The sequence below is a fragment of the Bradyrhizobium sp. SZCCHNR1015 genome (assembly GCF_032489875.1).
GTDB lineage: Bacteria > Pseudomonadota > Alphaproteobacteria > Rhizobiales > Xanthobacteraceae > Bradyrhizobium.
Genome location: NZ_JAUEYW010000004.1, coordinates 244,938 through 268,667 on the forward strand (window position 1 = coordinate 244,938; position 23,730 = coordinate 268,667).

General features: G+C 66.7%; 22 protein-coding genes. 9 read left to right on the top strand and 13 right to left on the bottom strand.

Annotation, left to right across the window (positions count from 1 at the left end; genetic code table 11):
- The first annotated feature begins 94 nt into the window (after window positions 1-94).
- Window positions 95-1,021 (top strand): sulfite exporter TauE/SafE family protein, encoded by a 927-nt coding sequence (locus QX128_RS09565; RefSeq protein ID WP_316181963.1) that lies wholly within the window; start codon window positions 95-97, stop codon window positions 1,019-1,021.
- Entirely contained in the window at window positions 1,018-1,797 is a 780-nt protein-coding gene (locus QX128_RS09570) for a TIGR02186 family protein (RefSeq protein WP_315801558.1), read from the top strand. Before QX128_RS09565 ends, QX128_RS09570 begins: the two co-directional genes overlap by 4 nt.
- Before the next feature lie 13 nt (window positions 1,798-1,810).
- Here QX128_RS09570 and QX128_RS09575 read toward each other — a convergent pair whose 3' ends face one another.
- Both QX128_RS09575 and QX128_RS09580 read right to left on the bottom strand, forming a co-directional pair.
- Window positions 1,811-2,572 carry an MBL fold metallo-hydrolase gene (locus QX128_RS09575; RefSeq protein ID WP_315801559.1) on the bottom strand — a complete coding sequence of 254 codons (762 nt, stop codon included), beginning with the start codon at window positions 2,570-2,572 and terminating at the stop codon, window positions 1,811-1,813.
- The gene (locus QX128_RS09580; RefSeq protein ID WP_316237335.1) at window positions 2,569-3,489 is read right to left on the bottom strand and encodes a DMT family transporter; all 921 of its coding nucleotides are present in this window, start codon (window positions 3,487-3,489) and stop codon (window positions 2,569-2,571) included. Before QX128_RS09580 ends, QX128_RS09575 begins: the two co-directional genes overlap by 4 nt.
- 97 nt (window positions 3,490-3,586) lie before the next feature.
- Between QX128_RS09580 and QX128_RS09585 the strand changes: the two genes are divergently transcribed.
- Window positions 3,587-4,453, top strand: coding sequence for a LysR family transcriptional regulator (locus QX128_RS09585; protein WP_316237336.1), 867 nt, complete (start codon window positions 3,587-3,589; stop codon window positions 4,451-4,453).
- A gap of 247 nt (window positions 4,454-4,700) precedes the next feature.
- Here the strand turns inward: QX128_RS09585 and pdeM are convergent, their stop codons facing one another.
- The 4 genes from pdeM to QX128_RS09605 all read right to left on the bottom strand — a co-directional run bounded on the left by pdeM (window position 4,701) and on the right by QX128_RS09605 (window position 10,688).
- Window positions 4,701-5,354, bottom strand: a complete 654-nt coding sequence (gene pdeM, locus QX128_RS09590; protein ID WP_316237379.1) for a ligase-associated DNA damage response endonuclease PdeM — start codon at window positions 5,352-5,354, stop codon at window positions 4,701-4,703.
- A gap of 43 nt (window positions 5,355-5,397) precedes the next feature.
- The gene (locus QX128_RS09595) at window positions 5,398-8,160 is read right to left on the bottom strand and encodes a ligase-associated DNA damage response DEXH box helicase (protein WP_316237380.1); all 2,763 of its coding nucleotides are present in this window, start codon (window positions 8,158-8,160) and stop codon (window positions 5,398-5,400) included.
- Window positions 8,161-8,423: 263 nt separating this feature from the next.
- Entirely contained in the window at window positions 8,424-9,653 is a 1,230-nt protein-coding gene (locus tag QX128_RS09600; protein ID WP_316237337.1) for an ABC transporter substrate-binding protein, read from the bottom strand.
- Window positions 9,654-9,761: 108 nt separating this feature from the next.
- Window positions 9,762-10,688, bottom strand: coding sequence for a class I SAM-dependent DNA methyltransferase (locus QX128_RS09605; protein WP_315801563.1), 927 nt, complete (start codon window positions 10,686-10,688; stop codon window positions 9,762-9,764).
- Window positions 10,689-10,809: 121 nt separating this feature from the next.
- On the opposite strand from QX128_RS09605, the gene QX128_RS09610 reads away from it, so the two are divergent.
- The 5 genes from QX128_RS09610 (at window position 10,810) to QX128_RS09630 (ending at window position 16,498) form a co-directional block, all read left to right on the top strand.
- Window positions 10,810-11,847 carry a ligase-associated DNA damage response exonuclease gene (locus tag QX128_RS09610; RefSeq protein ID WP_410053143.1) on the top strand — a complete coding sequence of 346 codons (1,038 nt, stop codon included), beginning with the start codon at window positions 10,810-10,812 and terminating at the stop codon, window positions 11,845-11,847.
- Window positions 11,844-13,730, top strand: coding sequence for an ATP-dependent DNA ligase (locus tag QX128_RS09615; protein WP_316237339.1), 1,887 nt, complete (start codon window positions 11,844-11,846; stop codon window positions 13,728-13,730). Before QX128_RS09610 ends, QX128_RS09615 begins: the two co-directional genes overlap by 4 nt.
- A gap of 318 nt (window positions 13,731-14,048) precedes the next feature.
- Window positions 14,049-14,357, top strand: a complete 309-nt coding sequence (locus QX128_RS09620) for a DUF6460 domain-containing protein (RefSeq protein ID WP_315801566.1) — start codon at window positions 14,049-14,051, stop codon at window positions 14,355-14,357.
- Between the two features lie 12 nt (window positions 14,358-14,369).
- Window positions 14,370-15,104 carry an MBL fold metallo-hydrolase gene (locus QX128_RS09625; protein ID WP_316237340.1) on the top strand — a complete coding sequence of 245 codons (735 nt, stop codon included), beginning with the start codon at window positions 14,370-14,372 and terminating at the stop codon, window positions 15,102-15,104.
- 107 nt (window positions 15,105-15,211) lie between these two features.
- Window positions 15,212-16,498 carry an MATE family efflux transporter gene (locus QX128_RS09630; RefSeq protein ID WP_316237381.1) on the top strand — a complete coding sequence of 429 codons (1,287 nt, stop codon included), beginning with the start codon at window positions 15,212-15,214 and terminating at the stop codon, window positions 16,496-16,498.
- Window positions 16,499-16,608: 110 nt separating this feature from the next.
- Here the strand turns inward: QX128_RS09630 and QX128_RS09635 are convergent, their stop codons facing one another.
- Window positions 16,609-17,703 (bottom strand): quinone-dependent dihydroorotate dehydrogenase, encoded by a 1,095-nt coding sequence (locus QX128_RS09635; protein ID WP_316237341.1) that lies wholly within the window; start codon window positions 17,701-17,703, stop codon window positions 16,609-16,611.
- The gene (locus QX128_RS09640) at window positions 17,700-18,044 is read right to left on the bottom strand and encodes a DUF952 domain-containing protein (protein ID WP_315801569.1); all 345 of its coding nucleotides are present in this window, start codon (window positions 18,042-18,044) and stop codon (window positions 17,700-17,702) included. The genes QX128_RS09635 and QX128_RS09640 overlap by 4 nt, the downstream gene beginning before the upstream one ends.
- A 254-nt stretch (window positions 18,045-18,298) precedes the next feature.
- On the opposite strand from QX128_RS09640, the gene QX128_RS09645 reads away from it, so the two are divergent.
- A complete protein-coding gene (locus QX128_RS09645) occupies window positions 18,299-19,060 on the top strand; it encodes a carbonic anhydrase family protein (protein ID WP_316237342.1) in 762 nt (253 codons plus the stop codon).
- Window positions 19,061-19,251: 191 nt separating this feature from the next.
- Here the strand turns inward: QX128_RS09645 and QX128_RS09650 are convergent, their stop codons facing one another.
- From QX128_RS09650 to QX128_RS09670, 5 genes are all read right to left on the bottom strand, one after another.
- Window positions 19,252-20,898 (bottom strand): lysine--tRNA ligase, encoded by a 1,647-nt coding sequence (locus tag QX128_RS09650; RefSeq protein WP_316237343.1) that lies wholly within the window; start codon window positions 20,896-20,898, stop codon window positions 19,252-19,254.
- Window positions 20,899-21,081: 183 nt separating this feature from the next.
- Window positions 21,082-21,981, bottom strand: coding sequence for a transporter substrate-binding domain-containing protein (locus QX128_RS09655; RefSeq protein ID WP_315801572.1), 900 nt, complete (start codon window positions 21,979-21,981; stop codon window positions 21,082-21,084).
- Window positions 21,982-22,079: 98 nt separating this feature from the next.
- Entirely contained in the window at window positions 22,080-22,673 is a 594-nt protein-coding gene (locus QX128_RS09660; RefSeq protein WP_316237344.1) for an SCO family protein, read from the bottom strand.
- Between the two features lie 21 nt (window positions 22,674-22,694).
- Window positions 22,695-22,847: a hypothetical protein gene (locus tag QX128_RS09665; RefSeq protein ID WP_315801574.1), complete on the bottom strand. Its 153-nt coding sequence runs from the start codon at window positions 22,845-22,847 to the stop codon at window positions 22,695-22,697.
- A gap of 159 nt (window positions 22,848-23,006) precedes the next feature.
- A complete protein-coding gene (locus QX128_RS09670; RefSeq protein ID WP_315801575.1) occupies window positions 23,007-23,531 on the bottom strand; it encodes a hypothetical protein in 525 nt (174 codons plus the stop codon).
- Window positions 23,532-23,730: the final 199 nt, after the last annotated feature.

Genomic DNA, 23,730 nt, shown 5'->3' on the forward strand with positions numbered 1-23,730 from the left:
GATCCCTTCGCTGCGATTTTCGGTTATGCAGGAGCTTGGCGTCCTGCATGGCATGCGCGGGATGCTCGCTCGAAGGATGGCAGAGGCCGCGCGGATGCAGATTTATCTTCCGATCGCCGACATCCCGGTCAACATCTTCCTGTTGCTGGCGATGGGCGCGGCCGTCGGCTTCGTCTCCGGCATGTTCGGCATCGGCGGCGGGTTCCTGATGACGCCGCTCCTGATCTTCGTCGGCATCACCCCAGCAGTTGCGGTCGCCTCGGTCTCCAGCCACATCGCCGCCTCGTCGTTCTCCGGCGCGCTGTCCTATTGGCGGCGGCGCGCCATCGATCCCTCGCTGGCCTCGGTGTTGATGATCGGCGGCGCGCTCGGCACGGGGCTCGGCGTCGCCACCTTCACCCTGCTGCGGTCGCTCGGCCAGCTCGATCTGATGATCGCGCTGTCCTATGTCGCGCTGCTGACGAGCGTCGGCGGCACGATGTTCTGGGAAGGCCTGCGCGCGATGATGCGCGCGCGCCAGGGCGCGGTCGCGACCGTGCGGCGTCCGGGCAGCCATGTCTGGATTCATGGCCTGCCGCTGAAGATGCGCTTCAAGCGCTCGAAGATCTACGTCTCCGTCATTCCGGTGATCGCCATCGGTCTGATCATCGGCTTCCTCGGCGCCGTGATGGGCATCGGCGGCGGCTTCATTCTGGTGCCCCTGCTGATCTACCTGCTGCGTGTGCCGACCTCGACCGTCATCGGCACCTCGATGGTCCTGACGCTCGCGACCATGATGATCGCGACCATGCTGCACGCGATGAGCAATCATCTGGTCGACGCCGTGCTGGCGCTGATCCTGATGGTCGGCGGCGTCACGGGCGCGCAGTTCGGGGCTCGCGCCGGCCAGATGATCCGCGGCGAGCAGTTGCGGCTGCTGCTCGGCCTGCTGATCCTCGCCGTCGGCATCCGGTTCGCGATCGAGCTCGTGATCAAGCCCGACGACCTGTTCACGATCCGCGAGACCGAGATCAGCCAATGACGCCGCTCCGCCTCGCCAGCCTTATCGTCATGCTGCTGCTGGCCGGCGCCGCATCCGCACGCGCCGAGCGCCTGATCGTCTCGGTCTCCAACCATCGCGTGACGGTGACGCCGAACTATTCCGGCGAGGAGCTGGTGCTGTTCGGCTCGGTCGAGAAGGACATCCAGACGCCGCCGGGCCGCACCGCCTATGACCTCGTCGTCACCGTCCGCGGACCGCGGGCCGACATGGTGACGCGACGCAAGGAACGAAAGTTCGGCATCTGGATCAACACCGACTCCCGCCAGTTCCTGAAAGTGCCCGGCTATCTGGCGCTGTTCGCCAACCGCCCCTTCGATGCGATGGCCGCGCCCGAGGTGCTGCGCCGGCAGCAGCTCGGACTCAACAACGTGCTGCTCACGCAGCGCGTCGGTCCAGACTATGCCGATGTCGTCCCGAACGACGCGTTCCGCAGCGCCTTCGTGCGGCTGCAGTCGCAGCACGGCCTGTACCGCGAGGATACGTCCGCGGTGACCTTCCTCACGCCGACGCTGTTCCGCACCGGAATCCCGTTGCCCGCTGCGGTCCCGATCGGCACCTACGAGGTCGAGATCAAGCTGCTCGCCGACGGCGCGCTGGTCACCAAGACCGAGACTGCGTTCGAGATCGTCAAGGTCGGCTTCGAGCAGTTCGTCGCGGCCTCCGCCAAGCAGAACGGCTTCGTCTATGGCCTGGTCACCGCCGCGATGGCGCTGATGACGGGATGGATGGCGTCGATCGTGTTCCGAAGGGACTAGTCGCTGTGCGAGGTCAGCGTTCGATCACCGTCCGCACACCTGGCTCCAGCAGCTTCAGCCGCGCCCCGAAGCCGAGTACGTCGAACGTGTTGCGCAGGTCCTGCGCGCTCTGCCGGAAATGTGCCCAGCCATCGGTGTGGACGGGAACGATCAGCGCGTCAGAAAACACCCGGGCCGTCTCGATCGTGTCGTTGGTGTCCATGGTCAGGTGGAACGGCCCGCGCGTCTGCGCCGCGCCAGCAAACGGCAGCACGATTCCCGCACGAAAGCGCCGCGCCACCTCGGCGACGCCGTCGTAGAACACGGTGTCGCCGCTGACATAGATCGGCGCAGACCCTTTCGACTGCAGCACGAATCCGATGACATCGCCCGCGACCGGCTCGATGCCGGCCGGACCGTGGCGCGCCGGGGTTGCCACAACCTTCAACGACCTGCCATTCTTCGTCAGCTCGGTTTCGCTCCAGGGCGCGAGCCCTTCGGCTGACGCCCCGAGCCGTATTGCACCGATCTCGGTGGTCAGCACGCGCCGCGCACGGGACAGGAAGGCCCGTCCGCCATGATCGAGATTGTCGGAATGCTGATCATGGCTGAGCAGCACTGCGTCGACGTCGCCGACCGCATCTGCCGTCAGCGCCGGTCGCGAGAGCTTCTCCAGGGTGACGTGCGGCAGCTGATATGTGCCGGGATCGTCGAAGGTCGGATCGGTCAGCAGGCGGAAACCGTCGATTTCGATCAGGGCGGTCGGGCCGCCGATCAGGGTGATCGCAACGCTCATGCTTGTGCTCCCACCGTGCGGGCCGGCGCCCGCGTGACCAGATAGATCCCGAGCGCGACGGGTATGACGCCGAGCAGATCCTGCAGCGCCACGTGCTCGCCGAGCACCACGAAGGCGAAGATCATCGCCAGCGGCGGCATCACGAAGTGATAGGCGCTGGCGGCGGTCGCACCGCAGACCTTCAGGAGGTGAAACCAGAGCACGTAGGCGAGGATCGAGCCGCCGAGCACCAGGAAGGCGAACGCACCGATCAGTTGCGCATTCAGCACGATCGCATCCACATGTGATGCGCCGAGCGCCACCGGCCACAGCACCAGCCCGGCGGAGAGGTTCTGGATTCCGTTGCCGACCCACAGGCTGCCCTTCGGCGCGAGCTGCTTGAAGAGGATGGTGCCGGTGACGATCGAGGCCAGCGCCGCCAGCGTATAGAGGATGCCTTCGAGGTGGTCGGTGCCGACGGACATGCGGTGCCAGACGATCATGGCGACGCCGATGGTGCCGAGCGCGAGGCCCGCGATCTTGCGCAGGGTCAGCGGCTCGCCGAGCAGCAGCGCGGCGAACACCGCGGTGAACACCGGATTGGCCGAGACGATCAGGCCGCCGAGCCCCGCCGACACCGTCTGCAAGCCGGTATAGCCGAGGCCGAGATAGAGTGCGTTGTTGGCGATGCCGATGATCGCGAACACCGCCGCATCGCGCCAGCTCATGCGCAGCTCGCCCCGGATAGCCGGCACCGCGAGAATGAGCACGCCGGCGAGCGAGAACCGCGCCGCGAGCAGCAGGAGCGGCGGACAATAGGTGACGCCGATCTTGCCGGCGACGAAGGCAAAGCTCCACAGCAGGCAGAACAGGCCGATCTCGAGCGGCAGCAGGTTCGACTTCACGGGGGTCACCGCAACGGAGGATAGGGACGACATCGGGGATCTCCTTCGTCCTCGATGTAGGGCTGTTCTTTCCCATCTGGAAATTAAATGATAGACTGAAACTCAGTGGTTTTCCAAATGGAGGCCAGGAATGCTCGATCTGGACCTGTTGCGCAGCTTCGTCTCGGTGGTCGAGGCCGGCGGCTTCACCCGCGCGGGCGAGCGCGTCCACCGTACGCAGTCGACCATCAGCCAGCAGATCCGGCGGCTCGAGGACGATCTCGGCCAGACGCTGCTCAACCGCGACGGCCGCGAGGTCACGCCGACCGAGGCCGGCGAGCGGCTGTTGTCCTATGCCCGCCGCCTGCTCGCGCTTGCGGAGGAGGCCCGCGACGTCGTGGCACGTCCGGGTCCGGCCGGCGCGGTGAAGCTCGGCATTCCCGAGGACTTCGCCGCCTATCGGCTCGCCAAGCTGCTGGCTGCATTCTCGCGCGCCCACCCCGATCTGCGGCTCGACGTGCGCGCCGACCAGAGCCTCAACCTCAAGCGCGACATCGAGCGCGGCGACCTCGACCTGGCGCTACTCAAGCGCGGCGTCGACGACAGCACGGCGGCGATCGCAGCATGGCCGGAGCAGGTCTATTGGGTGACCAGCAAGAGCCATCCGGTCAGCCTCGAGGCCCGCTCGCTGCCGCTGATCGGCTTCCCGCTCGGCTGCATCTATCGCACCCGCGCGATCCATGCGCTGGAGAGCGAGGGACGCGCCTGGCACATGGCCTACACCTCGTCGAGCCTCGCCGGCATCCAGGCCGCGGTCGCCGCCGGCATGGGGCTGAGCATTCTGTCCGAGATGTCCGTGCAGTCGGAGCACCGCGTGCTGACGGCCCGCGAAGGCTTTGCGCCGATCGACCGCACCGAGGTCGCGCTGCTCGCCTCGCCCGACGCCAGCCCGGCGACGCTGCGGCTCGCGGACCGGCTGGCCAAGTTCTGCGAGAAGGTGCAGACGAAGGCGGCGTGACGAGCATCTGTCTACCCCTCCTGCCACTCTGCCGCCACGACGGCGGTGCGTCCCCTCTACCGCTTGCGGGGGAGGGCTAGGGAGGGGGCCGCTCCAGCAGCGCTGCACGTGGCGCCCCCTCTCCAACTCTCCCCCGCACGCGGGGGAGAGGGCGCAGCGGTGCGCGCGAGGGGCATGATCAGTCCAACTTCGAATGATCCGTTCGACCTCTGATCACCAATCCAACTAATGAATTTCCACCATCCAACTAATAACACCGCGCCGCGGCGATGCTGTGCAGCCTGGTATCGCCCAGCACATGCGCGATGAAGGCACGCTTGGGAAACAGCTTGGCAAAGGCTGCGTCGCGCACGCTCAGGCCGCCGGCATAGGCGCCGAACGCCGGCATCACGGCGCGCTCGCCGTCGGAGACGAAGCAGCGCCGCTCCAAAGTGCGCGCCCGCGTCGCCACCCGCGCCTTGGGATGCAGATGGCCGGCGATCTCGCCGCGCGCGCCGGTCGGCTCGTGGCGGAAGCTGATCGCGCCGATCGTGATCGCGTCGACCACCTCGCCGCCGATGCCGCGCGGCGCCGGATCGTGGTTGCCCGTGATCCAGACCCAGTCGCGGCCAACCTGGAGGTTGGCGATGCAGGCGCGATCGTCGCCGGTCAGGCGCGTATGCGCGTCGCGATCGTGAAAACTGTCGCCGAGCGCGATCACGATGCGCGGATTGTAGTGGGCGATCACGGCTGTGAGGCGATTGAGGGTCGCGACGGTATCGAACGGCGGCAGCAGCGTGCCGCGCGAGGCGTAGCTCGAGCCCTTTTCAAGATGCAGATCGGAGACGACGAGCAGGCGCTGCTCGTCCCACACCAGCGCGCCGGAGAGATCGACGCGCAGCGCGGCGCCGGCGACGTCCATCATGCCCGATGCACAGAAAGTCCCCCGCAAGTCCGCCTCGCTTCTACCCCATCGCTTCCTTCACGAGTTCCTCGGCAGCCTCGGCCAGGAGCTCGTCGGCGGCCTCGCCATAGACGGATTCGCGGCCGATTTCCAGCATCACCGGCACCGCCAGCGGCGAGACGCGATCGAGTTCCCGATGGGTGATTCGTCCCTCGATGCGCTGGAGCATATCACCGAGTCGCTTCAGATCGAGCAGGCCGGTGGCGGCATCGGCGCGCGCCGCGCGCAACAGCATGTGATCGGGCTGATGCCGGCGCAGCACGTCGTAGACCAGATCGGTCGAGAACAGCACCTGGCGGCGGGTCTTCTCTTCGGTGGTCGACCGCCGCGCGATCAGGCCGGAAATGATGGCGCAGGCGCGGAACGTGCGCTTCATCAGTGCGGATTCGGCGAGCCAGGCTTCGAGATCGTCGCCGAGCATATCCGGGTCGAACAGCTTGGCGAGGTCGAGCCGCCCCTGCTTGACCATCAGCGACATGTCGCCGAGCCCCCACACCGCAAGCGCATATTCATTGGCGACGAAGCCGAGCGGCCGGGCGCGCGCCCGCTCGAGCCGGCGCGTCAGCAGCATGCCGAGCGTCTGATGCGCGAGCCGGCCTTCGAACGGATAGCAGACGATGTAGTGCTTGTTGGAGCGCGGAAAGGTCTCGACGAGCAGCTCGCGCCGGGCCGGGATGCGCGACACGTCCTTCTGCAACGACAGCCAGTCGCGCACCTGCTCCGGCAACGCGCTCCAGGCCGTGCGGTCGTCGAGCAGGCCGCGCACGCGCTCGGCGAGATAGGTCGACAGCGGAAACTTGCCGCCCATATAGGACGGCACCTTCGGATCGGAGTCGTTGGCCCTGCTGACATAGACCTGGTCCTCGGCCAGCGCCTCGTAGCGCACGATCTCGCCGCTGAACACGAAAGTGTCGCCGAGCGTGAGGCCTTCGATGAACGCCTCCTCGATCTCGCCGAGCAGCCGGCCGCCGCGCGCGATCGCGCCGGTCGCTCCCGTGCCGCCGCCGCGCGCGCGCACCAGCCGCACCTTCAGCATCGCTTCTTCGACGATGGTGCCGACGTTCAGGCGATAGCTCTGCCGCACCTTGGGATTGGCGACGCGCCAGCGGCCCTTCGCATCCTGCTTGATGCGCGCGAACCGCTCATAGGTCTTCAGCGCGTAGCCGCCGGTGGCGACGAAGTCGACGACGTCGTCGAAATCGGCCCGCGACAGCGACGCATAGGGCGCGGTGGTGATCACCTCCGCATAGAGTTCGTCGCTGAGAAACGGCTCGGCGCAGGCGCAGCCGAGCACGTGCTGGGCCAGCACGTCGAGCGCGCCAATGCGCAGCGGCGGCGTGTCCTGCGCGTTGTCGGCGATGGCGTCGATCGCCACCGAGCATTCCAGCACCTCGAAGCGGTTGGCCGGCACCAGCACCGCGCGCGAGGCCTCGTCGAGCCGGTGATTGGCGCGGCCGATCCGCTGCATCAGCCGCGAGCAGCCCTTGGGCGCGCCGACATTGATGACGAGGTCGACGTCGCCCCAGTCGACGCCGAGATCGAGCGAGGAGGTGCAGACGACGCCGCGCAGCCGGCCGGCCGACATCGCGTCCTCGACCTTGCGGCGCTGTGCGACGTCGAGCGAGCCGTGATGCAGGGCAATGGCGAGGTTGTCGTCGTTGATGCGCCAGAATTCCTGGAACAGCATCTCGGCCTGACTGCGGGTGTTGACGAACACGAGCGTGGTCTTGTTCTTCTTGATCAGCTCGTACATCTCGGCCAGCGCGTGGCGCGCGCTGTGGCCGGCCCAGGGCAACCGCTCCTGGGTGTCGAGCATCTCGACGACCGGCGGTGCGGCGCCGCCGGCGACCACGACATCGGCCGCAGCGATGCCGCCGCGCGGCTGCGGCACCAGGAAGCGCGCGAGCTGCTCGGGCTCGGCGACCGTCGCCGACAGGCCGATCATGCGCATGTCCGGCGCGAGCCGCCACAGCCGTGCCAGCGCGAGCGACAAGAGATCGCCGCGCTTGGAGGTGACCAGCGCGTGCAGCTCGTCGAGCACGACGCGCTTCAGCGAGGAAAACAGGAACGGCGCATCGTCCGACGACAGCAGCAGCGCCATCTGCTCGGGTGTGGTCAGCAAAATGTCCGGCGGATAGCGGCGCTGCCGCTGCCGGCGCGACACCGGCGTGTCGCCGGTGCGGGTCTCGACCTTGATCGGCAGGCCCATCTCGGAGATCGGCGCCTCGAGATTGCGCGCGATGTCGACCGCGAGCGCCTTGAGCGGCGAGATGTAGAGCGTGTGCAGGCCGGTGGAGCGAACGACGGATCGCCCCGTTGAAATCACCTTTGCAGCTGCCGGGTTGGTTCCTGCTACTCGCGAAGACGAAGGATCGGGATCCGCGGCAGTGGACTCGCCGGATTCGTGCGAGGCGTACCGGCGTGAAGGCGCGGGACTCATCGATACTTCCGCCGGAGGCCCCCCTCCCCGCCCCTCCCCCACAAGGGGGGAGGGAGAGGAGAGAGCGGATTGTTTGGCGCGAGCAGATCGGTCATTCGACGCAGAGGCCGAGCCCAATTCCACCAAGGTTGGCAGGAACCCGGCGAGCGTCTTGCCGGCACCGGTCGGGGCGATCAGCAGTGCCGACCGGTTGGCCCGCGCCTTGTCGAGCAGCGCGAGCTGATGCGCGCGCGGCGCCCAACCGCGCGCCGCGAACCATTTTGCGAAATGGTCGGGCAGCGCGGCGCCGTCGTCGGACGGGACTGGTGAGACGCGGGGCGGCACCGGGGGAAGGTAGGCAGTCACGCGCGGTTCGTCGAGGGTCGGGCGATAACACGCGACTGCCTCGACCACCTCCGCCGTCGGCCCAGCCCATGCTGGAGCGCACCAGCGCCCCAGCAAACTCCGTTGTCGTCCCTGCGAACGCTGGGACCCATAGCCACCGGCTTTTATGGGACGATGACTTGCAGGGACGCCTGCGTTCGCAGGGACGACACCGGAGAGTGCGGCGACAGCTCCGGTGTCATCATCCGACGGAGGGAAAATCCCTACTCCGTCATCGGCTTCTCGGAGATGCTCCAGTCCTTGCCGTCGAAGATCGAGATGTAGAGCGTCTTCATCGGCGTGTAGTCGTCCGGCGTGTAGGCGTAGTTGACGCCATCGAGGAAGAACGGCGAGTGGAAGCCGGCGAGCGTCGTGGCGTGCTTGAGCACGTTCTCGCGGGTCAGCATGTCGCCGCAGCGGCGCAGGATCTCGCCCATCGACACCGCCTGGCCGTAGCCGGCATAGGCGATGGTGTTGTCGGGATCGATGGTGGGCAGGTACTTGGCGCGCAGCGCCTCGAAACCCTTGACGTCCGGATCGTCCTTCCATTGCGGCACGCCGGCATCCTTGGAATAGCGGATGGCGACGATGTCCTTGGCGTTCTCGAGTCCGGCGGCCGAGAGAATCGAGCGGCCGGTCGAGCCGGCCGACAGCAGTTGCAGCGGCTTCCAGCCGAGCTCGGCCACCTTGCGGATCGACTGCGACGTCGCCTTGCCGGTGGTGATGTTGTAGAACACGTCGGCGCCGGACTTCGACAGGTTGATGAGCTGGGAGTCCACCGTCGGCTCGGTGAGATCATAGGTCTGCTCCATGATCACCTGCGCCTTGCCGCCGGCATCGGCCAGCACCTTCTTGAACGGTCCCAGGAAATCGCGGCCGAAATCGTCGTTCTGATAGAGGATGCCGATCTTGGCTTCCGGCTTCACGCTCAGCACATGCTTGGCGAGGATGCGCGCCTCCGTCGGATACAGCGGCAGGCCGGCCATGGTCCATTTGTAGTTCTTGGGGTCGTTCCACTTCGAGGCGCCGGTGTTGAGCAGGAGCTGCGGCACGCCCTTGGAGTTGAGGTATTTGTGCACGGCGGTCTGCGGCGCGGTGCCGAGCGAGCCGTACAGCGCCAGCACCTCGTCCTGCTCGACCAGCCGCCGGGTCGCCTCGACGCATTTCGGCGCGCTATAGGCGTCGTCCATCGTCAGGAACTTGACCTTGCGCCCGTTGATGCCGCCCTGCTCGTTCAGCATCTGGAAATAGGCCTCGCCGACACGGCCGAGCACGCCATACAGCGAACCCGGGCCGGAATGCGGAATGGTCTGGCCGATCCTGATCTCGGTATCGCTGGCGCCGGCGTCATACTTCTTTTCGGCGGCCCAGACATAGGGCGAAGCGATCGTCGAGGCGCCGATGGTCGCAAGCGCGGTGGCGCAGAAATCGCGCCGCGTCAGATGTTTTTTCATTTTTGTCTCTCCCTGGACTGCCGGCATTTTTTGGCATCGGGAGAGCTGCGGCAAGAGCGAAGTTGCCGCATTGGACGCCGCGTGCAGCGCATTCAATAGCGTGTAGACTCAAGTCCTGGTGGCGACCACGGCCAGGCCGCGCACCGGCAATTGCTCCTCGGTCCGCGGCGACGCCGGCGCGAGATGGGCCAGCTTCAATCCCGCGGCCGCAATCACGCCACGGACATATTCCGCGCCATGGGCATAGCGCAGCCCCTTGCCCATGATGACACCGTCGCCGTCATGGGTCTCGACGGTGAAGGTCAGCAGCCCCCCCGGCATCAGCACACGTTGCGCCTCGCGCAACACCGGGCCGAGGTCGCCGACATAGACCATCGCATCGGCAGCAAGAATGAGATCCGCAGACGCATCGTCCTGGCGCGCCAGCCCTGCCGTCATATCGTCGACCTCGAGCCCGGCATAGAGCCCGGTGGCGCGCGCTTCCGCGATCATGCCGGCCGACAGGTCGATCCCGATGATGCTGTCGACATTCTTGGCGAACGCCGCCGCGCCCAGCCCGGTGCCGCAGCCGAGATCGATCGCGCGCTTGAAGTAGGCCGGCTTGCGCTCGGCCGCGCGCACCGCGAGCACGGCCTTGAACAGGATGTTCGGCGCCCGGTAGTTGAGCCGCTCGATCAGCTCGGACTCGAAGCGCGGCGCGTATTGGTCGAACAGCGACTGCACATAGGCCTTCGGCATATCCGACAGCGGCGCGGCACCGAGCTGCATCAGCCGCACGCCGGCGCCATGGCGGTCATCCGGATCGGCGCCCCGGGCGTTCTGGAACGCGGCGACCGCCTTGTCGGTTTCGCCGAGCGCAATCCTGATCTGGCCGAGCTCGAACCACGCCGAGGCGAAGTTCGGCGCGACCTCGATGGCCTGCTCCATCACCTCCGCGGCCGCGGCCAGATCGCCCTTCAATTGCAGGTCGCGGGCGAACTCGTAGCGGCGGTCGGCGATCAGGTCGCCGGAGGAGAGGAAGAAACGGTGGGGCATGCTGGAACCGTGGTCTGGGCGGGCTGTCATTCCAGGAGATGCATGCGCGGGTCAAGCCCGCGCATCCCGGCCGGGAATGGGACAGACTGAAAATCCGGCTGACGAGACCTATATGAACTTGATGCGCCCGCAAGACATTCTGTTGCCCGTTCCGTCCGGCCTGTGCTGCAAGTCCGGCGGCTTTCATATCGATCCCGTGCGCCCGGTCGAGCGGGCGCTGATCACCCACGGCCATTCCGATCATGCCCGTGCCGGCCACGGCGCCGTGCTGGCGACGCAGGAGACGCTGGACATCATGCGGCTGCGCTATGGCGAGAATTTTGCCGGCAACACGCAGCCGATCGGCTATGGCGAGGAGATCAGGCTCGGCGACGTCACCGTGAGCTTCCACCCGGCGGGCCATGTGCTGGGCTCGGCGCAGATCAAGGTGTCCCGCGGCGGGACCTGCATCGTCGCCTCCGGCGACTACAAGGATGCGCGCGATCCGACCTGTACGCCGTTCGAGCTCGTGCAATGCGACGTCTTCATCACCGAGGCCACGTTCGGCTTGCCCGTCTTCCGTCACGGCGACGCGGCGCTGGAGGTCAACAAGCTGCTGGCCTCGGTGGCGCTGTTTCCCGAGCGCGCGCATCTGGTCGGCGCGTATTCGCTCGGCAAGGCGCAGCGCGTGATCGCGCTGATCCGCGAGGCCGGCTATGATCGGCCGATCTACCTGCATGGCGCGATGGAGAAGATCACGCGCTACTATCAGGAAAAGGGCATCGCGCTGGGCGAGCTGCGGCCTGTGAAGGGCGTCAAGAAGGCCGAGCTTGCCGGCACCATCACGCTTGCGCCACCGAGCGCGACCTCCGACCTGTGGACCCGGCGCTTTCCCGATCCCGTCACCGCCTTCGCCTCGGGCTGGATGCGGGTGCGCGCCAGGGCCCGGCAGCGCGGCATCGAGCTGCCGCTGGTGATTTCTGACCATGCCGACTGGGCCGGGCTGACCGCGACGATCGCGGCGACCGGCGCAAGCGAAGTGTGGGTCACCCATGGCCAGGAGGACGCGCTGGTGCATTGGTGCCAGTCGCGCGGGCTTGCCGCGCGGCCGCTCGACCTGGTCGGCTACGGCGACGAGGAGGAGAGCGAAGTGGCGGCGACGGAGGACGCCGAGGCATGAACCGCTTCGCCGAGCTGCTCGACCGCCTCGCCTACGAGCCCGGCCGCAACAACAAGCTGCGGCTGCTGACGGCGTATTTCCGCGAGGTCGGGGACCCCGATCGCGGCTACGCGCTATCAGCGCTGACCGGCGCGCTGTCGTTCAAGCACGCCAAGCCGGCGTTGATCCGCGACCTGATCGCCGCGCGCACCGATCCGGCGCTGTTCGCGCTGTCGTATGACTATGTCGGCGATCTCTCGGAGACGGTCGCGCTGATGTGGCCGAAGGGCGCTCCTAATGAGCAGCTCGTTTCCGGGTACCCCTCTCCCCAGCCCTCCCCCACAAGGGGGGAGGGAGCCGAGTGGGACCCGGAGTTTGCATCTCATTCGATAGCGAACGGCAGCTCGAAAAGTGCTCTTGCTCCTCCGAGCACCACTCCCTCCGTTCCCTCCCCCCTTGTGGGGGAGGGTCAGGGAGGGGGGTGCCACACAGGCGGTTTCCCTGAAGCGCACACACCCGGATCGCACGCCGCAGGCCACAACAACCCGCCACCGCCGACGCTGACCGAGGTCGTCACCACCTTGCGCACGCTCGGCAAGACGGAGATGCCGCGGCAGCTCGCGCAATGGCTGGATGAACTCGACGAGACCGGGCGCTGGGCACTGCTGAAGCTCGTCACCGGCGCGTTGCGCATCGGCATCTCCGCGCGCCTCGCCAAGACCGCGGCCGCCGCCCTCGGCGACAAGGACCCGCACGAGGTCGAGCTGATCTGGCCGGGCCTCGCGCCGCCCTATCTCGACCTGTTCGCCTGGCTGGAAGGCCGCGGCGACAAGCCGGTCAATCGCGATCCCGCGCCGTTCCGGCCGGTGATGCTGGCGCATGCCGTCGACGACGACGACTTCGCCAACATGAAGGCAGCCGACTACATCGCGGAATGGAAATGGGACGGCATCCGCGTGCAGGCAGTGAGCGGCCGCGAGGCCGATGGCCGCGTCGTCACGCGGCTGTATTCGCGCAGCGGCGAGGACATCACGGCAAGCTTCCCGGACCTGCTGCCGTCGCTGCATCTGCCCGGCGCGCTCGACGGGGAGCTGCTGGTGGTGCGCGACCGTCGCGTGCAGAGCTTCAACGTGCTGCAGCAGCGGCTGAACCGCAAGACGGTGTCGCCGAAGCTGATGAAGGAGTATCCGATCCACCTGCGCGCCTACGACCTGCTCGGCGATGAGGAGCACGATCTGCGCGAGCTGCCGTTCGAACAGCGGCGCGAGCGGCTCGAAGCGTTCATCCGGCGTCTGGATGACCCGCGCGTCGACCTGTCGCCGACGATTGCGTTCGCGACCTGGGACGAGCTGAAGGCTGCGCGTGCCAATCCCGCCTCGGCCGGTGCCGGCGACGATGCCGAGGCGGTCGAAGGCGTGATGCTGAAGCGGCGGGACGCGCTGTATCTGCCCGGCCGTCCCAAGGGGCAATGGTGGAAGTGGAAGCACGATCCGCACATCATCGATGCCGTGCTGATGTATGCGCAGCGCGGCCATGGCAAGCGCTCGTCCTATTACTCCGACTACACGTTCGGCGTCTGGACGGCAGGAGACGGCGGCGATCAGCTCGTCCCCGTCGGCAAGGCCTATTTCGGCTTCACCGACGAGGAGCTCCTGCAGATCGACCGCTTCGTCCGCCGCAACACCACCGAGAAGTTCGGTCCCGTGCGGCATGTCGTGCACGAGCCCGAGCAGGGCCTTGTGCTCGAAGTGGCGTTCGAGGGCCTGCAGCGCTCGCCGCGGCACAAATCCGGCATCGCGATGCGCTTTCCGCGCATCAGCCGGCTGCGCTGGGACAAGCCGCCGCGCGACGCCGACCGGCTGGAGACGCTGGAGCGCCTGCTGAAGAGCGAGGCGCTGGCGTGACAGCGTCTCGCGTGTCTAGACCCCAAAATGGCCTGACAATAGGGGACTCGTCATGCCCGGGCTTGACCCGCCTGCGCGGCCGTAGCCGCTTCGGCACGGCGAAGGCCCGGGCATCCATCCTCACTCGAAAGATGGATGGCCGGGTCAAGCCCGGCCATGACAGCATTGAAATGCGCGGCGATCCGCGAATGTCCGGCAGCGCGGAGGAACATTAAATGCCGGCAACCGGCTTGCGGTGCTGAGCCGGGTTCCCCACCTGCCCTGCCGTGCCTTATAATCGGGCTCGCGAATCCGACGAACCCGCCTGGAGACGATGCCATGTCGAACGACGTCAGGGACTATCCGGCCCGCGCCCGCAGCTCGGATGGCCTGTACCGTTTTCTCGGCGGCTCGCCGCTGTCGGTGGCGTTCCGGCTTGTGCTGCTGTCGATCCTGGTCGGCGTGGTGCTGTCGGCCATCGGCTTCGATCCGCTGAACATCCTGCATAGCATCCGGCTGCTGTTCATCCGGCTGTACGAGCTCGGCTTCGACGCCTTCAACTGGCTGTGGCGCTACTTCCTGCTCGGCGCCGTCATCGTGATCCCGATCTGGTTCCTGTCGCGGCTGTTCGCTCCGCGCGGCCGCTGAGAGACGCAGCCGATGCAGCTCCGCTTCGTCGGCTGCGGTGACGCGTTCGGATCGGGCGGCAGGTCCAATACCTGCTTCCATCTGACGGGGGCGCGCACCAATCTTCTGATCGACTGCGGCGCCTCGTCGCTGCCGGCGCTGAAGCGGCTCGGCATCGCCTGCAACGCGATCGAACTGATCCTGATCACGCATTTCCACGGTGATCATTTCGCCGGCCTGCCGTTCCTGCTGCTCGATGCGCAGTTCTTACGGCGAACGACGCCGCTGGTGATCGCCGGCCCCGCCGGCATCGCGGCGCGGCTGACGCAGGTGATGGAAGCGCTGTTCGAGCATTCGTCGACGACGCCGCGCAAGTTCGAGCTGTCGGTGATCGAGCTGGTGCCCGAGGAGACGACGCGCTTCGGTGACATCAGCGTGACGCCGTTTGCGGTGGTGCACGGCAACTCCGGAGGGCCGTTTCTCGGCTACCGCATCGAGGCGGAAGGCAAGGTCGTCGCCTATACGGCCGACACCGAATGGACCGACAGCCTGATCCGGCTCGGCCGCGACGCCGACCTGCTGATCGCCGAGGCCTACACCTACGACAAGGCGGTGAAGAACCATCTCAGCCTCGCGACGCTGGAGGCGCATCTCGATGCTATCAGGCCGAAGCGGCTGGTGCTCACCCATATGAGCGACGACATGCTGGGCCGGCTGGACCGCATCGGCCACGTGGCCGCGCATGACGGCATGAGCATCGACCTCTAGCCGGGAGACGCGAAAGGCCGCTAAGAACGGCAGAGACGCGCGTGTCGCGCGTTTCGCCAATCAAAGAGCCGTTCTTGACCGCTTCAGCCAAAGTCACGACTGCGCAGGTGTTCGACATCGCGGGCCCCGCGATGATCGCCAATCTGACCACGCCGCTGATCGGCATCGTCTCGACCACGGCGATCGGCAGGCTCGGTGAAGCGGCCATGCTCGGCGGCGTCGCCATGGCCTCGGTGATCTTCGACTGCCTGTTCTGGCTGTTCGGGTTCCTCCGCGCCAGCACGCTCGCCTTCACTGCGCAATCGCTCGGCGCCGGCGAGACCGACGAGATCCTGATGGTCCTGGTCCGCGGCCTCGTGCTGGCCGCGCTGATCGGCGTCAGCCTGATCGCGCTGCAACTGCCGCTGGGCGCGATCATCTTCGACATCATGGGCGGCAGCGACGCCGTGCTGAGCGCGGCCCGCAGCTATTTCATCGTCCGGATCTGGTCGGCGCCGCTGGCGCTCGCCAACTACGTGCTGCTCGGCTGGCTGGTCGGACTGGCGCGTGCGCGGCTCGCCTTGGGCGTTCAGGTCGCGATCAACCTGATCAACATGGCCGCGACCATCCTGTTCGTCCAAGTGCTGCAGGCCGGCATCGCCGGCGCGGCGATCGCCGCCGTCATCGCGGAAACGGTCGGTGTCGCGATCGGCCTCGTGCTGGCGCGCCGATTGGTCAAGGCCGACGCCCGGATGTCGCGTGCGGCGCTGCTCGACCGCGCCAAGCTGATGCACATGATGGCCGTCAACCGCGACATCATGATCCGCACCGCGGCGATGATCGTGGCCTTCCTGTTCTTCACCTCGCAAGGCGCGCGCGCCGGCGACACGACGCTCGCCGCAAACGCGGTGCTGAACAATTTCCTGCTGGTGGCCGCCTTCTTCCTCGACGGGCTCGCCAATGCCGCCGAGCAGCTCTGCGGCTACGCGTTCGGCGCGCGCAACAAGGACGCCTTCGCCGGCGCCACGAGGCTGGTGCTGACCTGGGGCTTCGGCTTCGCGCTCGCGGTGGCCGCGATCTTCGCGCTGTTCGGGCCGGTGCTGATCGACGTGATGACGGCAAGCGATGCCGTGCGCCGTGCGGCGCGCGACTACCTGCCGTTCGTGGTGGCGTCGCCGCTGCTGTCGGTGTTCGCCTTTGCATTCGACGGCGTCTATATCGGCGCCACCTGGGCGCGCGACATGCGCAACCTCATGGTGGCGGCGCTGGTCGTCTTCCTCGGCACCTGGCTGGCGCTGCGCGGCTTCGGCAATACGGGCCTGTGGATCGCGATGCTGAGCTTCTACGCGGCCCGCGGCGGCTTCCAGGCCGCGCGCTATCCGGCGCTGTTGCGGGCGTCGTTCGGGAAATCATGAGGGTCGTAGGGCGGCGAAGCGCAGCGTGCCCGCCGCCTTCCTTGACGTGCAAATGGTGGGCACGCTGCGCTTTGCCCACCCTACATTCTTTGTCGACGATAGACCGCGCGCTAGACCGGCCAATCCTCGGCGGTGATCGTGGCGGCATCGGCGCCCACGATCTCCGACAGCGAATCGCGTCCCGTGCGCAGCAGGGTCGAGGTCAGGTCGGCCTTGATGCTCTCGACCAGGCCGAGGCCCTTGTAGACCAGCGAGGAATACAGCTGGATCAGGCTGGCGCCGGCGCGGATCTTGGTCAGCGCGGCGCCGCCGGTGTCGATGCCACCGACGCCGATCAGCGGGAACGCGCCTTCGACGCGCACGAAGGTCTCGGCCACCATGCGGGTCGACAGCCGGAACAGCGGCCGCCCGGACAGGCCGCCCTGCTCCCTGGCGCGCAACTGCTCGCGCAGCGAGCTCGGCCGGGCGAGCGTCGTGTTCGACACGATCATGCCGTCGACGCCGCGCGAGCGGGCGACGTGGACGACGTCGTCGAGCTCGGCGAGGCTGAGATCGGGGGCGATCTTGAGCAGAACCGGGGTGTCACCGGATTTCCGCCTGATACGGTCGCGCGCCTCGAGCACCTTGGACAAGAGCTCGTCGAGCTGCGAGGCCTGCTGCAGATTGCGCAGGCCCGGCGTGTTGGGCGAGGAGATGTTGACGGTGAAATAGCTCGCCACTGGCGCGAAGGTCTCGATCAGCCGGACATAGTCGGCGATGCGGTCGGCCGAATCCTTGTTGGCCCCGACATTGACGCCGACGATGCCGCCCTGATGAGCGCGGCCGGCCAGCCGGCGCAGCACGATCTCGGCGCCGTCATTGTTGAAGCCCATGCGGTTGATGACCGCCTCGTCGCGCTCCAGCCGGAACAGCCGCGGGCGCGGATTGCCGCTCTGCGGCCGCGGGGTCACCGAACCGATCTCGACGAAGCCGAAGCCGAGCCGCAGCAGCGCGTCCGGCACCTCGGCGTTCTTGTCGAAGCCGGCGGCCATGCCGACCGGGTTAGGGAAGTTCAGCCCGAAGGCGCGCACCGCGAGCTTGGCATCATCCGGTCGCGGCTTGATCGCCGGCAGCAGCTTCAGGCCCTGGATGGCGAGCCGGTGCGCATCCTCGGCGTCGAGCCATCGGAGCAGCGGCAGCGAGAGCTGGTCGAAAGCGCGGATCACGGCTTCAATTCCGGAAGGTCGTGGCCGCCATCGGCACGGCTGTGCATCTGGTGAACGGCGGTCACGGCGCCGAGATCGAGCTCGCCATACAAATGCGGGAACAGCTCGTCGTTGCGCGAGCGCTCCCAGCGTAAGCCTGCCCCCAGCGCATCCGCCTCGACCTCGACCAGGAACAGCGCGCTCTGCCCCGAGAAGTGCTTCCGCGCCGTCTCCGGCACCTGGGAGGCGGTCGAAAAATGGATGAACCCGTCGCGCAGATCGTCCGCGCTGCCGCGGTACACGCCCAGCCGCTCCGCCTCGCGCCAGGCCGAAGCTGAGCAGATTTTGTAGATTTTAGGCACCTTCGCGCGGTCCTGGCTTGAGCTTGAGTTTGCTGATGTTTTCGGGAGCGGCCGACCGTATCGGCAGGGGGCGGCGAACTCAAGCATCGTTTGCCCGGGACAGTTCAGCGGCTGACCCGCTCAGGTTGTATCCGAGCGACGGCGAATTCGCGAGGGTGCAACCGGTTCCTCAGCAAGAGTTAACCTGATTCGGCTTTCCTGTTGCGCGCGATTCGCAGCCGATCATGCCCACGCTTGAACCTTTGGAGATTGTCATGGACCGCCGCCACCTCTTGAAGGCCCTGGCGGGGCTCGCCCTGTGCCCCGTCTGCGCCACCCCGGGCTTCGCCGCCGAGGGCGCCCCGCACTGGAGCTATGAGGGCGCGACCGGACCGGCCAAATGGGGTGATCTCGACGCGGCCAACAAGGTCTGCGGCGTCGGCACCCAGCAATCGCCCATCGACATCGAGCACTCGACCCGGGCCCAGCTGCCCGACTTCAGGCTGAACTGGGCTAGGACCGCCGACACCATCGTCAACAACGGCCACACCATCCAGCTCAACTTCGCCGATGGCAGCAGCACCATGAAGCTCGAGGGCACCACCTACAAGCTGCTGCAGGTGCATTTCCATCGTCCGAGCGAGCACCAGATCGGCGGCAAGAACTATCCGATGGAGGCGCATTTCGTGCATCGCGCCGCCTCCGGCGGCCTCGCCGTCCTCGGCGTGCTCATGACCACCGGCCGCCCCAACGCCGCCTTCGCGCAGATCGTCGCGACGATGCCGGACAAGGAGGGTCCCGCGGTGAAGGCTGATCCGCGCATCAATCCCCACATGATGCTGCCAGCGCGCCGCTCCTATTTTCGCTATGCCGGCTCGCTGACGACGCCGCCCTGCTCGGAGGTGGTCGAATGGCTGCTGCTGAGCGAGCCGGTCTCGGTCGCGGAAGCCGACGTGGCGAAATTCGCAAAACTGTATCCGATGAACGCCCGTCCGGTGCAGAAGCTCGACCGCCGCTTCGTGCTGCAAGGGGTGTAGTTCGCTCGCCGCGCGGCGGTGGAAAGCGCCGCCGCGCATTCCGCCGTCGTCCCCGCGAAAGCGGAACCCATACCGCGGAATCCTGATTGGTTGAGAAGGTGGCGGAGACCCTCCGCCACATGTTGGCCGATGGCTATAGGTCCCGGCTCAAGGCCGGGACGACACCTTTTGTGTCATGACCAGCGTTGGCCTCACGCGCTGCGTGCCAATGCCCCGTCGATCATCGCCACCGCATTGTTCAGGCCGTAGACGGCGACGAAGGAGCCGAAGCGCGGGCCCTTCTCCTGGCCGAGCAGCACCTGGTAGAGCATGTTGAACCAGTCGAGCGACACGCCCGGGCGGCCGTCCTTGCCCTTCTTGGCGTGGTCGAGGAACGGCTCGCGGCGGCCGATCTCGTAGACCACGTTCTGGATGTCCTCGGCCGTGGCGTCAGCCGGCAGGTTCGACAGCGCGTCGCGCAGATCCTGCAGCGCCACGCGCTCGGCCTCGGTGGGCTCGCGGAACGTCTTGGTCGGCGCGACGAAGTCGCGATAGTAGTTGATGGCGTAGCCGACCATCGCGTCGAGCTTGGGATGCGTCTGCGGCGTCACGCCCGGCCGGTAGCGGCCGATGAAGCCCCACAAGGTCTCGTCATTCTCCGCGTTCGACGACGACACCAAGGTCAGCAGCAGCTGGAAGGTGACGGGCATGTCGGCCTTCGGCGGCTTGCCGGAATGAATGTGCCAGACCGGATTGCCGAGCTGCTGCTTGGCGTCCTGCCTGGAGAAGCCCTCGAGGAACTGCTGGTAATCATCGACGTTGCGCGGGATGACGTCGAAATACAGCCGCTTCGCTGCCTTGGGCTCGCGATACATGAACAGCGACAGCGATTCCGGCGAGGCATAGCGCAGCCACTCATCGATGGTCAGGCCGTTGCCCTTCGACTTCGAGATCTTCTGGCCCTTCTCGTCGAGGAACAGCTCGTAGTTGAAGCCCTCCGGCGGGGTGCCGCCGAGCGCCGCGCAGATCTTGCCCGACAGCTTCACCGAATCGATCAGGTCCTTGCCGGCCATTTCATAGTCGACGCCGAGCGCGTGCCAGCGCATCGCCCAGTCCGGCTTCCATTGCAGCTTGCAATGGCCGCCGGTGACCGGAACGGTCATCCGCTCCTTGGTCTCGGGATCGTCATAGGAGATCGTACCAGCCTTGGCGTCGTGCTCGACGATCGGCACGTACAGCACCAGCCCGGTGCGCGGGCAAATGGGGAGGAACGGCGAGTAGCTCGCCGCGCGCTCCTCGCGCAGGGACGGCAGCATGATCGCCATCACCTTCTCCAGCCGCTCCAGCATGCGCAACAGCGCCGCATCGAACTTGCCGGAGGTGTAGTACTCGGTCGAGGAGGCGAATTCGTAGTCGAAGCCGAACCGGTCGAGGAAGGCGCGCAGCCGGGCATTGTTGTGCGCGGCGAACGAGGGATACTCGTTGGAGAACGGATCGGGGATGCGCGACAGCGGCTTGCCGAGATGCATGGCCAGCATCTCCTTGTTCGGCACGTTGTCCGGCACCTTGCGCAGGCCGTCCATGTCGTCGGAGAACGCGATCAGGCGGGTCTTGATCTTGTCCTCGGTCAGCACGCGGAAGGCGTGGCGCACCATGGTGGTGCGCGCGACCTCGCCGAAGGTGCCGATGTGCGGCAGGCCGGACGGGCCGTAGCCGGTCTCGAACAGCACCTCGTCCTTCGGCGTCTTCTTCAGCCGGTTGACGATCGCCTTCGCCTGCTCGAACGGCCAGGCGTTGGAGTTTTCGGCAAGCGCGCGCAGGTCGCTCGGGCTGGTCGGGACGAGATCGATCGTGGACATCTGAAGTACCGGTTTCGAAGGAGCAAAAAACTAACACAGGGCGTCATCGCGAGCGAAGCGAAGCGATCCAGCCGTCACAAGGCTTCTGGATTGCTTCGTCGCTCCGCTCCTCGCAATGACGGTGGATGCGCAGCGACGGCGGGCCGGGCGCATGACGCCTTCGCCCACCCGGCAGGTGAAACTCTAGAACGGGCTGATCGAGAAGTAGCGCAGCCACAGATCGGTGTAGCGGCCTTTTTCCCAGACCCGGAACAGCGCCCAGTTCAGCGCCTGGCGCAGGAGGTCGTTGCCCTTGCGCACGGCGATGCCGACGCCCTCGCCGAAATAACGGCTTTCGACGAAAGGTCCACCGGAAAAGGCGCAGCAATCGCCGGAATCGGTGCCATTGACCCAGAACGCCAGCGAGATGCCGTCACCGAAGATCAGGTCGACCTCGGAGCGGCGCAGCGCCTGCCGCAGCGCTTCGTCGTTCGGATAGGTCTTGATCTCGGCGTCGGTGAACATCGCCTTGAGGTAGGCCTCGTGCGCGGTGCCGGCGACGGCACCGATTTTCTTGCCCTCGAGAAATTCGGGGCGGATCTCGGTCATGACGGCGTCGCGGCGGGACACGAAACGCGCGGGCGCGCGGTAATACGGATCGGAGAAGTCGGCCCGCGCCCGCATCTGCGGCGTCACCGCGATCGAGGCGATGATCGCATCGCCCCGGTTGGACGACAGCGCGTCGAGCAGGGTTTCGAACCGGCGCATCTGGACGGTGCAGGTGACCTTGATCTCGTCGCAGATCGCCCTGGCAAGATCGACGTTGAAGCCGGCCGGATTGCCGTCCGGGCCGGTGAAGTTGAACGGCGGATAGTCGGTCTCGGTCAGGAACCGAATCACGGTGAGGCGCGACAAATCAGGCCGCTCCGGCCGGCGTCGCGGATCCCAGAAACCAGGGACGGCCTGCGGCGCCGCCTCGACGACCGGCCGCACCGGCGCTTGGGCGCGCACCTCGGTGCCGGCTGCTGCGAGGGCGAAGCACAGCAACGCGCCGGCGACGGCGAGACGGGTGGATTGCACAGGCTTTGACAAGACGGTCGGCATCAGCGGTCCCGATGGTCACCGCCTTATAAAGCATCCCAGCGCAAATTCGAGGCTGGATTCGGCCGGGAGGCAGCCGCCCGGCTGGAGCGTTAACGCGCTCAGAGGTATTTCTTGAGATCTGCCGCCGCTTCCTCGGGGGTTCGCTTCAGGTTGAACGGCGCGACGAACCGGCCATTGCGGTCCATCAGATACACCAAAGCAGTGTGGTCCATGGTGTAGTCGCCGTCCTTCAGCGGAACCTTCTTGGCATAGACGCGGTATTCGGTGAGAACCTTCGCCAGCACCTCGGGATCGCCCGTCAGGCCCTTGAGATGCGGGTCGAAGCTCGAGAGGTAATCCTTCATCGCGGCCGGATTGTCGCGCTCCGGGTCGACCGAGATGAAATAGGCGTTGACGCTGTCGGCATCCTTGCCCATCGCGCGCAGCACCTCGGAGATCTCGAACAGCGAGGTCGGGCAGACGTCAGGGCAATGGGTGAAGCCGAAGAAGATCAGAGTCGGCCGCCCCTCCAGGCTCTTCTCGGTGACGACCGCACCGCTCTGGTCGGTCAACTGGAACGGGCCGCCGATCGCCGCTGGCGCCGCGATGTTGCGTCCGCCGCCCATGACGAGGAACATCAGCGACAGCCCGATCACCAGGCTGGCGGCGAAGGCTCCGACGATCACCAGCGGACGGGTGATATTGGACGGCATTGCGCGCTCCTTCACTGTCTTTCAGAAGCAGGCCTGCAAGCCGGCCGCGAGGGTCTCGAAGAACACCGCGGTCCCGTACTGCGCCCACATCGTCACGGCCCCGAGGACGAGTCCGATCGCCGCGAGCCCCGCCGCGATGGCCGGCACAGCGGCGGGACGCCGGGCTTGCGACACGGACGGTATCTCTTGCGGCGCTGAAAGAGGCTGCATGATGGCGTACTCATCGGCCGGAGCCGACCACGCGGCCCGCCCCTCAGACTCCAGATAAGCCCCGCAACCGGTCCAGGCAAGCGCCGCAGTCGGGCGGCCGATCAGCCCAAATGCCAGCCGTTATCAATGGGAGGCGGAGGCCTTGGCCGCGGCCGGAGAGATGGCCGGCGCATTGGGCGCGACATGCGAGGACGAGGGCGAGGATGCCTGGGCATCCATGTAGCAGGGCTTGTACATCGCCTGCAGCTCCTTGCCCTTCAGGAAGATCATCCGGGGCGTCAGGCCGCCGCGCTGGGTGATCCAGCGGCGGATCGGCGACGGGTACATCGAGTACAGCATCTGGGTCGCCTCGGGATTGGTGACGGCCCGGCCGTTGGCGCCGAAATCCCAGGCGGCGTGGAAACCGAGATTGGCATGCGAGGTGACGCAGATCTTCTCGTGCGGGATGGCGCCGAGCACGATGGTGCAGGCCGATGCGCAGAGCCCGTCGATGATCACGTACTCCCCGGAAGATCGCAGGCCCTGGTACTTGTCGACATAGGTTCCGATCCGGCCGCCGCGGTCATCGGCGATCCGGACCACGGCCTGGCTGGCGCCGACCCCCGACAGCAACAGAACGACCGCAAGCAATCCCGTCCAGAATTTCATGTCGAGCCCCAGTGCAACCCGGCGAAACCGATCTGACCGACTTTGGCACGCTTCGTGTGATGCGCTTCTTGTGATGCTTGGACTGCGGTGGACCTTGCAATCACGACCCCATCCGCAGAACCGGAACGCGAAGGCCAAATCCAAATCGCACATGCAGCGTGTTTCGAGATCGTGTTTTTGTCCAGGAGAGCGCAGCGAC

Excerpts from the sequence above, each read along its gene's own strand:
- QX128_RS09565 (WP_316181963.1), top strand. The coding sequence starts at position 95 with ATGCAGATTTATCTTCCGATCGCCGACATCCCGGTCAACATCTTCCTG.
- QX128_RS09570 (WP_315801558.1), top strand. The coding sequence starts at position 1,018 with ATGACGCCGCTCCGCCTCGCCAGCCTTATCGTCATGCTGCTGCTGGCC.
- QX128_RS09575 (WP_315801559.1), bottom strand. The coding sequence starts at position 2,572 with ATGAGCGTTGCGATCACCCTGATCGGCGGCCCGACCGCCCTGATCGAA.
- QX128_RS09580 (WP_316237335.1), bottom strand. The coding sequence starts at position 3,489 with ATGTCGTCCCTATCCTCCGTTGCGGTGACCCCCGTGAAGTCGAACCTG.
- QX128_RS09585 (WP_316237336.1), top strand. The coding sequence starts at position 3,587 with ATGCTCGATCTGGACCTGTTGCGCAGCTTCGTCTCGGTGGTCGAGGCC.
- pdeM (WP_316237379.1), bottom strand. The coding sequence starts at position 5,354 with ATGGACGTCGCCGGCGCCGCGCTGCGCGTCGATCTCTCCGGCGCGCTG.
- QX128_RS09600 (WP_316237337.1), bottom strand. The coding sequence starts at position 9,653 with ATGAAAAAACATCTGACGCGGCGCGATTTCTGCGCCACCGCGCTTGCG.
- QX128_RS09605 (WP_315801563.1), bottom strand. The coding sequence starts at position 10,688 with ATGCCCCACCGTTTCTTCCTCTCCTCCGGCGACCTGATCGCCGACCGC.
- QX128_RS09610 (WP_410053143.1), top strand. The coding sequence starts at position 10,810 with ATGCGCCCGCAAGACATTCTGTTGCCCGTTCCGTCCGGCCTGTGCTGC.
- QX128_RS09615 (WP_316237339.1), top strand. The coding sequence starts at position 11,844 with ATGAACCGCTTCGCCGAGCTGCTCGACCGCCTCGCCTACGAGCCCGGC.
- QX128_RS09620 (WP_315801566.1), top strand. The coding sequence starts at position 14,049 with ATGTCGAACGACGTCAGGGACTATCCGGCCCGCGCCCGCAGCTCGGAT.
- QX128_RS09625 (WP_316237340.1), top strand. The coding sequence starts at position 14,370 with ATGCAGCTCCGCTTCGTCGGCTGCGGTGACGCGTTCGGATCGGGCGGC.
- QX128_RS09645 (WP_316237342.1), top strand. The coding sequence starts at position 18,299 with ATGGACCGCCGCCACCTCTTGAAGGCCCTGGCGGGGCTCGCCCTGTGC.
- QX128_RS09650 (WP_316237343.1), bottom strand. The coding sequence starts at position 20,898 with ATGTCCACGATCGATCTCGTCCCGACCAGCCCGAGCGACCTGCGCGCG.
- QX128_RS09655 (WP_315801572.1), bottom strand. The coding sequence starts at position 21,981 with ATGCCGACCGTCTTGTCAAAGCCTGTGCAATCCACCCGTCTCGCCGTC.
- QX128_RS09660 (WP_316237344.1), bottom strand. The coding sequence starts at position 22,673 with ATGCCGTCCAATATCACCCGTCCGCTGGTGATCGTCGGAGCCTTCGCC.
- QX128_RS09670 (WP_315801575.1), bottom strand. The coding sequence starts at position 23,531 with ATGAAATTCTGGACGGGATTGCTTGCGGTCGTTCTGTTGCTGTCGGGG.